General features: G+C 66.6%; 11 protein-coding genes. 7 read left to right on the top strand and 4 right to left on the bottom strand.

Translation table 11 applies throughout. The features are described 5' to 3' along the window. Genes AZSI13_RS10690 through AZSI13_RS10675 form a run of 4 tightly spaced genes read left to right on the top strand, consistent with a single transcriptional unit; the run spans nt 1 to nt 3,217 of the window. Entirely contained in the window at nt 1–480 is a 480-nt protein-coding gene (locus tag AZSI13_RS10690) for a cytochrome C (RefSeq protein WP_165833458.1), read from the top strand. 10 nt (nt 481–490) lie between these two features. Then, nucleotides 491–1,150, top strand: coding sequence for a cytochrome b/b6 domain-containing protein (locus AZSI13_RS10685; protein WP_109041149.1), 660 nt, complete (start codon nt 491–493; stop codon nt 1,148–1,150). Between the two features lie 40 nt (nt 1,151–1,190). Beyond that, nucleotides 1,191–1,868 (top strand): response regulator transcription factor, encoded by a 678-nt coding sequence (locus tag AZSI13_RS10680; RefSeq protein ID WP_109041148.1) that lies wholly within the window; start codon nt 1,191–1,193, stop codon nt 1,866–1,868. After that, a complete protein-coding gene (locus AZSI13_RS10675) occupies nt 1,865–3,217 on the top strand; it encodes an ATP-binding protein (RefSeq protein WP_109041147.1) in 1,353 nt (450 codons plus the stop codon). The genes AZSI13_RS10680 and AZSI13_RS10675 overlap by 4 nt, the downstream gene beginning before the upstream one ends. A gap of 131 nt (nt 3,218–3,348) precedes the next feature. Here the strand turns inward: AZSI13_RS10675 and AZSI13_RS10670 are convergent, their stop codons facing one another. Then, nucleotides 3,349–4,926, bottom strand: a complete 1,578-nt coding sequence (locus AZSI13_RS10670) for a PLP-dependent aminotransferase family protein (protein WP_369406668.1) — start codon at nt 4,924–4,926, stop codon at nt 3,349–3,351. 448 nt (nt 4,927–5,374) lie between these two features. Here AZSI13_RS10670 and AZSI13_RS10665 point away from each other — a divergent pair, with 448 nt between their 5' ends. Then, on the top strand, nt 5,375–6,580 hold the full coding sequence (locus tag AZSI13_RS10665; protein WP_235609735.1) for a benzoate/H(+) symporter BenE family transporter: 1,206 nt from the start codon (nt 5,375–5,377) through the stop codon (nt 6,578–6,580). A gap of 121 nt (nt 6,581–6,701) precedes the next feature. Further along, nucleotides 6,702–7,952 carry a serine hydroxymethyltransferase gene (gene glyA, locus AZSI13_RS10660; protein ID WP_109041480.1) on the top strand — a complete coding sequence of 417 codons (1,251 nt, stop codon included), beginning with the start codon at nt 6,702–6,704 and terminating at the stop codon, nt 7,950–7,952. 141 nt (nt 7,953–8,093) lie between these two features. Here glyA and AZSI13_RS10655 read toward each other — a convergent pair whose 3' ends face one another. Both AZSI13_RS10655 and AZSI13_RS10650 read right to left on the bottom strand, forming a co-directional pair. Further along, on the bottom strand, nt 8,094–8,789 hold the full coding sequence (locus AZSI13_RS10655) for a Crp/Fnr family transcriptional regulator (protein WP_165833456.1): 696 nt from the start codon (nt 8,787–8,789) through the stop codon (nt 8,094–8,096). Between the two features lie 391 nt (nt 8,790–9,180). Then, on the bottom strand, nt 9,181–9,957 hold the full coding sequence (locus AZSI13_RS10650) for a ferredoxin--NADP reductase (protein WP_109041144.1): 777 nt from the start codon (nt 9,955–9,957) through the stop codon (nt 9,181–9,183). Nucleotides 9,958–10,117: 160 nt separating this feature from the next. Here AZSI13_RS10650 and AZSI13_RS10645 point away from each other — a divergent pair, with 160 nt between their 5' ends. Continuing rightward, nucleotides 10,118–11,074 carry a LysR family transcriptional regulator gene (locus tag AZSI13_RS10645; RefSeq protein ID WP_109041143.1) on the top strand — a complete coding sequence of 319 codons (957 nt, stop codon included), beginning with the start codon at nt 10,118–10,120 and terminating at the stop codon, nt 11,072–11,074. A gap of 129 nt (nt 11,075–11,203) precedes the next feature. Here the strand turns inward: AZSI13_RS10645 and AZSI13_RS10640 are convergent, their stop codons facing one another. After that, nucleotides 11,204–12,139, bottom strand: coding sequence for a restriction endonuclease (locus tag AZSI13_RS10640; protein ID WP_235609734.1), 936 nt, complete (start codon nt 12,137–12,139; stop codon nt 11,204–11,206). Between the last annotated feature and the right edge of the window lie 40 nt (nt 12,140–12,179).

The following is a 12,179-nucleotide window of genomic DNA, read 5'->3' as shown; positions in this document are numbered from 1 at the left end:
ATGAAAACACTACAGAGCCTGTCCCTGGCAACGCTGCTGTTGGCCGGCGGCGCCTGGGCCGGCGACCATCGTTATGCCCTGTCCCCTACCTACGCGGCGGAGTGCGGCAGTTGCCACGTCGCCTATCCGCCGGCATTGATGGACGCTGCTGGCTGGAAAGTGACCCTGCAACAGCTGGAGCGCCATTTCGGCAGCGATGCCAGCCTGGAGCCCCAGGCCCAGCGGGAGATCGCCAGCCTGCTGCAAGCCCAGGCCAGCACCCGCAGCGTCCATGAGGGCAAGGGGGCGGCGCCACGCCTGACCACCACCGCCTGGTTCCAGCGCAAGCATCGGCCCGAGGAGTTGCATGGTTATCCGCTGCCTGCGGTGCCGGCCGGCAGCAAGGCCACGCCCATGGCCCAGTGCCAGGCATGTCATCGCCGGGCCGAGCAGGGCGATTTCGGCGAAGGCTCCCTCAAGCCCGTCAGCGGCCGTCGATAAGGAGAACATCGTGATATCCCATACCCAGCAACGCACTGCCGCCGCCAACGCGTCGGATTCCTCCCCCCGAAAAATCCTGGTGTGGGATGTGCCGGTACGACTGTTCCATTGGAGCCTGGCCCTGGCCTTCACCACTGCCTTCATCACCAGCGAGTCGGAGCGCTGGCAGTTGATTCACATCGCCAGCGGCTATGTGGTGGCGGCCCTCATCGTCTTCCGCCTTCTGTGGGGGCTGGTGGGCAGCCGTTACGCCCGCTTCAGCCAGTTCGTCCGCGGCCAGGCGGCGATCCGCGAGTATTTGCTCGGCATGCTGCGCTTGCGCCCGCCGCACTACACCGGCCACAATCCCGCCGGCGCCCTGGCCGTGCTGGCCCTCCTGGGCCTGGGCCTGCTGACGGCCGCCACCGGCTGGATGACCTTCAACGAGGTGGCCGGGGACTGGCTGGAAGAGGTCCATGAAGGCGTGGCTTCCACCATGCTGGGACTGGTGCTTATCCACGTGGCGGCCGTGCTGTGGAGCAGCCTGCTGCACCGGGAAAACCTGGTGGCTGCCATGTGGCACGGTTACAAGCAGGGCCGGCCGGAAGACGGCATTGCCCGGCGTCACCTGCCGGTGGCCGTGGGGCTGCTGGCCCTGGTCGGCGGCGCCATTGCCCTGGCGCTGGCGTGATTGGATAGGGCGCACACCATAAAGAGGTCCGGCAGCGATCATGCGAATTCTCATCGTGGAAGACGACCAGGCCCTGGGGGAAGGCATCCAGATGGGCCTGCGCCAGGGCGGCTGGCAGGCCGACTGGGTGCAGGATGGCGAGGCCGCCGGCCATGCCCTGGCCAGCGAGCCCTTTGCCGCCCTGGTGCTCGATCTGGGGCTGCCCAAAGTCTCCGGCCTGGAGGTGCTGCGCCAGCTGCGGGCCCGGGGCGATGCCCTGCCGGTGCTGATCCTCACCGCCCGGGATGCGCCGGATGATGTGGTGGCCGGCCTTGATGCCGGGGCCGACGATTACATGATCAAGCCCTTCAACCTGCAGGAACTCGGCGCCCGCCTGCGGGCCCTGACCCGCCGCAGCGGCGGCCGCGCCGTGCCGGAAATCGTCCATGGCAATCTGCGCCTGGACCCGGCCGGGCGGCGGGTGACTCTGGCGGGGCAGGCGGTGGAACTGTCGGCCCGGGAATTCGACCTGCTGCACGAACTGCTGGCCCAGGCCGGCCGGGTGCTGACCAAGGCCCAGATCGAATCCCATCTCTATGCCTGGGGCAGCGAGCTGGAATCCAATGCCATCGAGGTGCACATCCATCACCTGAGGCGCAAGCTGGGGGCCGACCTGATCCGCACCGTGCGCGGCGTCGGCTACCTGATCCCCGAAGCCGGCCGGAGTCCGGCGCCATGATGCGCACCTATTCTCTGCGCCTGCGCATTCTCTTTGGCATCCTCGCCGCCGTCGCCCTGGTGTGGAGCGTGGTCGGTGTCATCGCCTACCGGGAGGCCCGGCACGAGGCCGAAGAACTGCTCGATGCCCATCTGGCCCAATCGGCCACCCTGCTGTTCGCCTTTCTCGGCGACGAGGCCGACGACATCGGCGAGCGCCTGCCCCGGCATCGTTACGACAAGAAGGTGGCCTTCCAGGTGTGGGATGGCGAGCGCTTACTCACCCGTTCTCACGGCGCTCCCGAGCACCGCCTGTCGTCCAGGGAAGAGGGTTTTTCCGAGGTGGATATCGACGGCAAGGCGTGGCGCGTCTTCAGCGTGCGCGATGCCCGCCGCCACTATCTGATCCAGGTGGCCGACGCGGCTGAGAGCCGGGCGGAGGTCAGCAACGAGGTGGCCAGCCATCTGCTGCAGACCATGGGGGTCGGCCTGCCGGTGCTGGGCCTGGTGCTCGGCATTTTCATCCTGCTGGCCTTCCGCCCCCTGTCCCACCTAGCCGACTCCATTGGCGCCCAGGCGCCCCTGCGGCTCCAGCCCATGGCCCTGGCCAAGGCCCCGCGGGAAGTGGTGCCGATTCTGGAACGTCTCAACCATCTCTTTGAGCAGGTCCGGCGCGCCCAGGAAGACGAGCGCCGCTTCACCGCCGATGCGGCCCACGAATTGCGCACCCCCCTGGCCGTGCTGCAGACCCATGCGGAAGTGGCCCAGGCCGCTGGTGACGAGGACACCCGGCAGCGGGCCCTGGCCCATCTGGTCAGCGGCAGTCGCCGGGCGGCGCGGTTGGTGGATCAGCTGCTGACCCTGGCGCGGCTGGACGCCCAGGCCGAATTGCCGGACCAGGAGCCTTGCCCCCTGCACCATCTGGCGGTGGAAACCGTAGCGTCCCTGGCCCCGGCCGGCTTCGACAAGGGGGTGGAGCTGGAGGTGGAAGAGGGGCCGGAAATCCGCGTCGCCGGTTCGCCCCTGCTCCTGCAAGTGTTGCTGCGCAACCTGCTGGATAACGCCATCCGCCATACCCCCGCCGGTGGCCGGGTGCTGGTGCGTTGCCAGGCGGAAGGGAGCGATGGGGCCGGCGCCACCCTGCATGTCTGCGACAGCGGTCCGGGCATTCCCTTGGAACAACGTGCAGAGGCCCTGGCCCGCTTCCGCCGGCTCGACCCGGGGGCCGGGGAAGGCCATGGGCTGGGCCTTTCCATTGTCACGCGGATCGCCGAACTGCATGGCGCTCGCCTCAGCCTGGGGGCGGCTCCCGACCTGGGCGGGCTGGATGTGACCATTACTTTTCCGGGCCGCGACAGTAGGCTGCAATAGCCGCTCTTCCGCAGCGGGAATTGGAGGGAACCAACGGGCGGAACCAACGGACGGCGCTGACGGGCGGAACGGACTCCCCGTCAATGTGGCCCAGGCCCAAGGCCGGATTCAGGGCCCGTACCACAGGGGCGTCAGCGGCGGCTTCCCGCCAGCGCGCACAGGGTACGCACGGCCTTGTTGATGGCTTCCGGCGGGGTGTTGCCGAAGCCCATCAACAAGCCTCGGGAGGGGGCGCCCGGAGGCGGCGCAACGAAATAGGCCGAGAGCGGCGTGACGCCGATGCGGCAGGCTCGGGCGGCGCTGGCCAGGGCCAGGTCATCCATGGTGTCGGGCAGGTAGGCCAGCAGGTGCAGCCCGGTAGCGGCATGGGTGACGGCAAACACCCCCTCACCGGCTTCCCCCAGGGCGGCGAGCAGGGCGGCCCGCCGCTCCCCGTAAAGGGCACGGGTACGGCGGATATGGGTGCCGAGATGGCCATTGCCGATGAACTCCGCCGCCGTGGCCTGGATGGAGGCGGGGACCCGGTGGTCGGTGCCGTTGCGCACCGTTTGCAGCACCTCCACCAGGGCATCGGGCACTACCAGATAGCCCAGCCGCAGGCCCGGGGCGAGCAGCTTGCTGAGGGTGCCGATGTAGATGACGCGGCCATCCTGCCCGTCCAGGGCCTTGAGGGCCGGGGTCGGCGCCCCTTCGTGGCGGAACTCGCTGTCGTAATCGTCTTCGAGAATGAAGGCGTTGGCCTCCCGGGCCCATTGCAGCAGTGCCAGGCGCCGCTCCAGGCTCATGGTGACGCCCAGGGGGTATTGGTGGGAGGGCGAGACCAGGGCCAGCCGTGCCTCCGGGGCCTGTTGGCGGCCATCGTCCACATCCAGCCCCGCGTCATCAACACGAACCCCGACAGGCCGCACGCCGGAGAGCTGCAGGCTGCGGTAGGCGGCGTCGTAGCCGGGATTTTCCACCCACACCGAATCCCCCGCGTCGGTCAGGGCCAGGGCGGCGATGGCAATGGCCGCCTGGGCACCGGGGGCGATGACGATGTTGTCCGGCCGGCAGACCACGCCCCGGGCGGCGCCCAGGTATTCGGCCAGGGCCACTCGCAAGGCCAGCAGCCCCTGGGGATCGCCATAGGAAAGATCAGGGGAGGGATGGCGGCGCCAGAAGCGGCCGTCGAGGCGGCCCCAGAGGGCGTAGGGAAAGGCATCCAGGGCCGGCAGGCCCGGAGTGAGGGGCCAGGCGGCCTGGGCCATGGACATGGAATCGGGCCCCCGCAGACAACGGGCACGCTGGGAGCCGGCGGCTGTTGCGGCAGTCGGCGCCTGTGGCGCGGCGGCGCGGGGGGAGGCGCTGGTCAGTGGAGAGGGGGCTGGGATGTAGGCGAAGGGAGTGGCGAGGTCGGCTGCCCGGGAGGGCGCTGGTGCACTGGCCATCCTGGCCGGATGCGCTGCATTCGGGGAATGCGGTACATAGGGCGGCTGGGGTGAATGAGGCGCAGGGGGCCGCCTGGCGATGTGCGCCGCCACATAGGTTCCTGCACCCTGGCGGGCTTCGAGAAAGCCTTCAGCAACCAACTGCTCGTAGGCACCGGAGACGGTGATCCGCGACAGCTTCAGTTCCGCTGCCAGCACCCGAGAGGCGGGCAGGCGGATGCCGGCCTGCAGGGTGCCGTCGGCCACGCCCTTGCGGAAGAAACGCACCAGCTGTTCGCGCATGGGGAGCCGGCTATCCGCCTCCGGCACGAAGCGGTTCCAGATCGGGTAGGCGGTGGCACGGGTTCTCACGGGGCGGCTTCTCGATGTTGGATGGGTGGGGAGCGGCGGGAATGGGTAAAAAGGGACAAGAAGGGGCAGGAAGCCACGCCCAGGGCATGGGGCAAGACGCCGGGCAAGCCAGCGGCTAAGGAATTCCTCTACCGCACCGGGCAAGGGTGCTGGGCAAGGCCTTGCCGCAAGCCCCGGGGGCAGCGCAGCAAGTGGCTCTCGCATCAGGTCGGTGGAGCTTAAGTGGTCTTATTTTTTTTCAAAAGTGGCAATTTATATAAGGCCATTTTGCCGCCACACTGACCGGGCTGACAAGGCCAACCAACGCCCCAGGAGACCGCCCGTGCCCCCCTCGCCACCGATAAACCCCACGACCCCTACCGCCCTCAGGCCCGCCGATTTGCTGCACCCCACCGTGGCGGCCCTCATCTCGGTCATCGTCAATTACGGCGGCACCTTCATTCTGGTGTTCCAGGGCGCCAAGGCGGCGGGGTTGAGCCCGGAGCAGACCGCCTCCTGGATCTGGTCCGTCTCAGTGGGGGTGGGCCTGACCGGCGCCTGGCTGAGCTATCGCTACCGGGAACCCATCATCACCGCCTGGTCCACCCCCGGCGCCGCGTTCCTCATCGCCGTGCTGCCGACCACGCCCTATGCGGAAATGATCGGCGCCTACATGCTCTCTGCGGTCGGCTTCATGGTGCTGGGCGTCTCCGGCTACTTCGAGCGGGTGGTGAAGATGATTCCCCCCGGCATCGCCGCCGGGCTGCTGGCCGGCATTCTGCTGCGCTTCGGCATCGGCGCCTTCGGCGGCGCCGGCATCGATCCGCTGCTGGTGGGCGTGCTGGTGCTGACCTACGCGCTGCTGCGCCGCTTCACCGCCCGCTATGCCATCGTCGGCGTGCTGGTGGCGGGCATCCTGCTGCTGCTTGGACTCGGGCAGGTCAGTTTCACGGGCGTCGCCTTGCAGCTGGCGCTGCCGGTGTTCACCACGCCGGCCTTTTCCCTCAACGCCCTCCTCAGCGTGGCCCTGCCGCTGTTTGTCATCACCCTTACCGGGCAGTACATGCCCGGCATGCTGGTGCTGCGCAACGACGGTTTCAAGACCAGTGCCAGCCCCATCCTGGCGGTGACCGGGCTGGGCTCCCTGTTGATGGCGCCTTTCGGTGCCCATGCCTTCAACGTCGCGGCCATCACCGCGGCCATCTGCACCGGCAAGGAATCCCACGAGGAGCCGGGCAAGCGCTACATCGCCGGCCTGGCCTGTGGCGTGTTCTACAGCCTGGTGGGGATTTTCGGCACCACCCTGGCGGCCCTCTTCGTCGTGCTGCCGCCGGCCTTCATTACCACCCTGGCCGGCCTGGCCCTGCTCGGCGCCATCGGCGGCAGCCTGGCCACGGCCCTGGGGGACCTGCGGGGGCGGGAAACGGCCCTGATCACCTTTCTCGCCACCGCCGCCAACGTCACCCTGTTTGGCCTGGGGGGCGCCTTCTGGGGCCTCCTCGCCGGCCTGGCGGCCCATGCCCTGATCCACGGCGACCTGCGCACCCTGCGTGCCTTGCGCGGGCAGCCCCGCCTGGGCCAGTCCGGCGCCGGGGCCGGGCGCTGAGCCGCTTTCCCCCGTGCCGGGCATGTGGCCCGGCGCCTTTTCCCATCAATCCCAAGAAAGGCTGGATGCCATGAACCACCCCAACGACCTGTCTCCCCACCAACCTGCCCATGGGGCGGGGATGCTGGGCCGGAGCGACCCGGAACTGGCCCGCTACGTCGCTGATGAATATGGCCGGCAGCGGGATTGCATCGAATTGATTGCCTCGGAGAACATCGTCAGCCGGGCCGTGCTGGAAATGCAGGGCTCGGTGCTGACCAACAAATATGCGGAAGGCTACCCGGGGCGGCGCTACTACGGCGGCTGCGGGCTGGTGGATGGGGTGGAGGCCCTGGCCATTGCACGGGCCAGGCGCCTCTTCGACTGCGCCTACGCCAACGTGCAGCCTCATTCCGGCAGCCAGGCCAACCAGGCCGTCTATCTCGCCCTGCTGCAACCCGGCGACACCATTCTCGGCCTGGGCCTGGCCGCCGGCGGCCACCTCACCCACGGCGCACCGATGAACCAGTCGGGCAAATGGTTTCGCGGCGTCGCCTACGGCGTGCGGGCGGACAACCACCGCATCGACATGGCGGAGGTGGAGCACCTGGCCTATGAACACCGGCCGAAGCTGATCATTGCCGGTGGCTCCGCCTATTCCCGCATTCTCGATTTCGCCGCATTCCGTCGCATTGCCGACCGGGTCGGGGCGCGGCTGCTGGTGGATATGGCCCACTTTGCCGGCCTGGTCGCCGGCGGCGCCCATCCGTCGCCCCTGCCTTACGCCGACGTGGTGACTTCCACTACCCACAAGACCCTGCGCGGGCCCCGGGGCGGCCTCATCCTGAGCAACGACGCGGCCCTCGGCAAGGCCATCGATTCCGCCGTTTTCCCCGGCCTGCAAGGCGGGCCCCTGATGCATGTGATCGGCGCCAAGGCCGTGGCCTTCGGCGAGGCCCTGCAACCGGAATTCCGTGGCTATGCCGCCCGGGTGGTGGAAAATGCCCAGGCCCTGGCCGATGCCCTGGTGGCCGGTGGTCTGCGCATTGTTTCCGGCGGCACCGATACCCATCTGGCGGTGGCCGACCTGCGCCCCCTGCAACTGACCGGCAACGTGGTGGAAAAGGCCCTGGAGCAGGTGGGCATCACCCTCAACAAGAACGCCATTCCCCACGACCCGCAAAAACCCATGGTCACCTCCGGCATCCGCGTCGGTAGCCCGGCCGGCACCAGCCGGGGCTTTGGCGCAGCGGAATTCCGCCAGATCGGCGGCATGATCGTGCACCTGCTCCAGGCCCTGACCGACAACCCGGAAAAGCCGGATCCAGCGGTGGCCGACACGGTCCGAGGGCAGGTGGCGGAACTCTGCCGCCGCTTTCCCCTGCCGTACTGACCTTGCATCGCCGCCGGGCACCGGGAGCGCATCCCGGTGTCCGGGCCGTTCAGCTCCGTTCCACCTCACATGGCGGCGTCGAGGGTTGTCCCCGTAAAGTGGGGCCGGGAAAGGTGGCCGGAAAACAGTCGCCTCCGGCTCCTAGGCGCAGCCTTCGCAGAAGGCGTAGCGCATTTCCCCATCGCCCTTCAGCTGCAGGCGCCCATCCTGGCGCAGCAGAACGCCTTCCCTCACCATGGTGCTGACCGAGCGGGAGAGGTGGCCGGCGCTGCAACCGATGCGCCGAGCCAGCAGCTGCATGGGCAGGGTGGCCTTGCCGAGAGGCTTCTGCTGGGGCTGGTGGCCGTTCTCGCCGCAGCGCAGGTAGCACAGCAGGCGGTTGTTTGTGGGCATGGAACGGCCGTGTTCCCGTTCCCGTTCCAGGGCCCAGATGTGGTTGGCGATGCTGTTGGTCAGGGCCTTGCGGAAGAGGGGCAGACGGATGATCAGCTGATCGACCACGTCGAGGGGAATCTGCAGCACCTCGGAATAGGTGACGGCGCGAATGCCGTAATCCTGCCGGGGCGCCTCACCGGCGGTACCGGACGGCGCGGAGAGCGCCGACAGGGCCTCGGTGCCGAACAGTTCCGATTCGGCCAGCACCCGCAGGGACCTTTCCCGGCCCTCCGCATCCATCACCGCCAGTTCCAGGCGACCATGCCGAACGACGAAAATACTCTGTTTGCCATTGTGGCAGGATTGCCAGTGGGTCCCCGGCGCCCAGCGTTCGCTGCTGACCCGGTGAGCGATTTGCGGGTCCTTCAGTGCTGCCAGCAGGACCTCCATAAGCGTTGGCAAGCCAATGCATTCCCCGTCCGTGATTTCCATCCTCTACCCCCATTGATGCTGCTGTAGTTTTTATGCAACAAGGGTCGGATGCTGCCTGCCGCCGCAGGGCGCCCGGAGGTGGCTGGGGGTGTTCTATTTTTTCCTTTTTAATCCAGTCAGTTAGCGGTACTAAAACTTGATTTGAATCAAGTTTTAGTACCGCACATGGAAAGCGCCGGCCATGGCGTCATGTCACCGCCGGGCGGCGTGGTGCGAGAGTGGTGCAGAAGAGGGGCGGAGAAAGCCAGGGAAGACCCGGGAAAACCAAACCAGGCGCCAGAAAACCGGAGGTACGTTGCGACTGTATCCGGCAATAAAAAACCGGGCACCAGGCCCGGTTTCCTTGGCACGTCGAGGCGCCTTATTTTTCCACGAAAGCCCGTTCGATGACGTAGTCGCCAGGGGTGCCGATGTGGGGGGAAACGTGGAAGCCGAGGCGATCCAGCATGGCGCTGGTGTCTTCCAGCATGGCCGGGCTGCCGCAGAGCATGGCCCGGTCGGTTTCCGGGTTGATCTGGGGCAGGCCGATCTGGGCGCACAGCTGGCCGCCTTCCAGCAGGTCGGTGAGGCGGCCCTGGTTGCGGAAGGGTTCGCGGGTGACGGTGGGGTAGTAGATCAGCTTTTCCCGCACCAGATCGCCGAAGAACTCGTTATTGGGCAGCTCGTTCTCGATGAAGTTGGAGTAGGCCAGCTCGCTGACGGTGCGCACGCCGTGGATCAGCACGATCTTGTCGAAGCGCTCGTAGGCTTCCGGGTCGCGAATGACGGAAAGGAAAGGGGCCAGGCCGGTGCCGGTGCCCAGCAGATAGAGGTGCTTGCCGGGCTTCAGGTCGTCCAGCACCAGGGTGCCGGTGGGCTTGCGGCTGACCAGCATCTTGTCACCGGGCTGCAAGTGCTGGAGCCGGGAGGTGAGGGGGCCGTTCTGCACCTTGATGCTGAAGAACTCCAGGTGTTCTTCGTAGTGGGCGCTGGCGATGCTGTAGGCACGCATCAGGGGCCGGCCTTCCACTTCCAGGCCGATCATCACGAACTGGCCGGTGCGAAAGCGCAGGCCCGGGTCACGGGTGGTCTTGAAGCTGAACAGGCTGTCGTTCCAATGATGGACGCTGGTGACTTCTTCGTGGATGAATCCGGACATGGTGGGCTTTCGCAGATCGTGGATACGGTGAAGGGTTACGGGGCCGGGGTTACGTAAGGGCTCAGAGCTTGGAGCGGATTTTAAGAGCCATTCTCATATTTATTAATCGAATTAAATTTATATAATTATTCAGTTAATTCGATAAGCGAGGCCTGCCGTCATGAAATTCACCTTGCGCCAGCTGGAATCCTTTGTTGCCGTGGCCCGCCAGGAAAGCGTTTCCCAGGCGGCGGAGAGCCTTTCCCTCTCCCAATCGGCGGTCAGCATGAGCCTCAACGAACTGGAGCGGCAGTTCGACACCCGACTCTTCGACCGCCACGGCAAGCGCCTGCAGCTCAACGAACTGGGGCGCCAGGTGCTGCCCCGGGCCCAGGCCCTGCTGGACCAGGGGCGGGACATCGAGGGCCTGCTGCAAGGCGAGGGGGAGGGCGGCCCCCTGCGCCTGGGCGCCACCCTGACCATCGGCAACTACCTGGCGCCCCTGTTGCTGGGGGAATTCATGGGTGGCCGGCCCGAGGCCTATCGGGGCCAGGTGCATCTGGAGGTGCATAACACCGCCACGGTGATCCGCCAGGTGGCCAATTTCGAACTGGATTTCGGCCTCATCGAAGGGGTTTGCCAGCACCCGGACCTGGAAGCCAGCCCCTGGATCGAAGACGAACTGGCGGTCTTCGCCGGCCCGGACCATGCCCTGGCCGGCAAGCAGGACGCCACCCTCGACGACCTCCTGGCGGAACCCTGGATTCTGCGGGAACCCGGCTCCGGCACCCGCCAGACCCTGGAATCCGCCCTCGGTCCCCGCCTGCCCCGGCTGCGGGTCGCCCTGGAACTGGAGCACACGGAGGCCATCAAGCGTGCCGTGGAAGCCGGCCTGGGCATCGGCTGCATTTCCCGCCTAGCCCTCAAGGAAGCCTTCCGCCGCGGCAGCCTGGTGGAACTGCCTTCCCCCGGGCTCAATCTGCGGCGCCAGTTCCACTTCATCATCCACCGCCAGAAATTCCGCACCCGGGGCATCCAGCATTTCCTCGAACTCTGCCGCCGGGCCGTGGCGGGCATCCAGCGCAGCGACCAGATCGTACTGCGCCGCGCCGATGGGTCGGTGATCGACTATCGTTGAGGGCAGTGTGACGGTGGCGTAATCATGGTGCCCTTGCAGGCCATTGATCTGCCGTCTCCGCATCCAGTGTTCGCCCTGCTGGCGGTTTTTCTCTGCCCACGTGTCTGCCGGGCAGGGGATGGTGACTTTCTAAGCGGCCCGAGTTCCCTTGCACTGGGGGTAGCGAGGACAGCCCCAGAAACGGGAGCCACTGTTCTGACCTCGCTTACTGGTACGCATCACCATGGATTGCCCGCATGCCGGGCAGCAAGGGGTATCGGCGGCGAGGGAATTGGCAGGGGCCGTACCGCTGATCATGCTAAGGACTTTCTCGGTGGCGACCAGCTCAATCGAGCGTCCTTCAGCAAAGCGAAGTGCCTCCTCGGTGAACGCGCCGGATGCCACGACAAATCCACCGACGGCGCCTTCCGCCGCCATGACGCCATAAAGCTCTCTGACCGTGGCAACCCCCACCTTGCGGGTCTTCCACTGTTTGCATTGCACCAGGTACTTGTCCTGGCCGGCACGCAGTTCGAGATCCACGCCGCCGTCCGGCCCTGTGCCTCCCCGCTCGATCACCTTAAATCCCTTGTCGCGAAACATGGCAGCAGCCAGACCCTCGAATTCCCGCCATGACATGGCTTCAAGCCGGCTTTGGCTGGGGCTTTCGGCGACCCAGGCATGGAGCTTTTCCTGACGTTGTCGTTTGAAAAACGAGAAGCCCGCGCCGAGCAAAAAGGCGGCTGGGAAGACGTACTGCAAGAACGAACCGATGACGATGAGCATCTGCTTGCCCAGGCCAGAACTCACGGCCTGACCGAAGCCCCTCAGGTCAGTTGCGACGAATGAAGGTGGGGGCAGCCCCGCCAGGTAATGAAAGCCTACATAGGAAACGAAGGCCAGGCCGATACCGGCTTGCCAGGGGAGTGCCGCGGCTATTTCGATGAGGTCTTCAAAGACGGTGGATTTCTTTCTGGCCATTTTCTGCGTATCACCGGAGTAAGGGATATGCCGAATAATGCCATTGTGCTTGCCGTCTTGGTCAAGCCAGCCCTCTGGAAAGCAGGGGAATGCCAAGTGGAGCAAGGGCGGCAACCTGCTTTGCCAGGGGAAATATTGTGGAGGC

Source organism: Azospira sp. I13 (genome assembly GCF_003112695.1).
Lineage (GTDB): Bacteria > Pseudomonadota > Gammaproteobacteria > Burkholderiales > Rhodocyclaceae > Azospira.
The sequence above is the reverse complement of the archived record's forward strand: the minus strand, read 5'-3'. Positions and strand labels throughout refer to the sequence as shown.

Excerpts from the sequence above, each read along its gene's own strand:
- AZSI13_RS10690 (WP_165833458.1), top strand. The coding sequence starts at position 1 with ATGAAAACACTACAGAGCCTGTCCCTGGCAACGCTGCTGTTGGCCGGC.
- AZSI13_RS10675 (WP_109041147.1), top strand. The coding sequence starts at position 1,865 with ATGATGCGCACCTATTCTCTGCGCCTGCGCATTCTCTTTGGCATCCTC.
- glyA (WP_109041480.1), top strand. The coding sequence starts at position 6,702 with ATGCTGGGCCGGAGCGACCCGGAACTGGCCCGCTACGTCGCTGATGAA.
- AZSI13_RS10670 (WP_369406668.1), bottom strand. The coding sequence starts at position 4,926 with ATGCGCGAACAGCTGGTGCGTTTCTTCCGCAAGGGCGTGGCCGACGGC.
- AZSI13_RS10650 (WP_109041144.1), bottom strand. The coding sequence starts at position 9,957 with ATGTCCGGATTCATCCACGAAGAAGTCACCAGCGTCCATCATTGGAAC.
- AZSI13_RS10645 (WP_109041143.1), top strand. The coding sequence starts at position 10,118 with ATGAAATTCACCTTGCGCCAGCTGGAATCCTTTGTTGCCGTGGCCCGC.
- AZSI13_RS10680 (WP_109041148.1), top strand. The coding sequence starts at position 1,191 with ATGCGAATTCTCATCGTGGAAGACGACCAGGCCCTGGGGGAAGGCATC.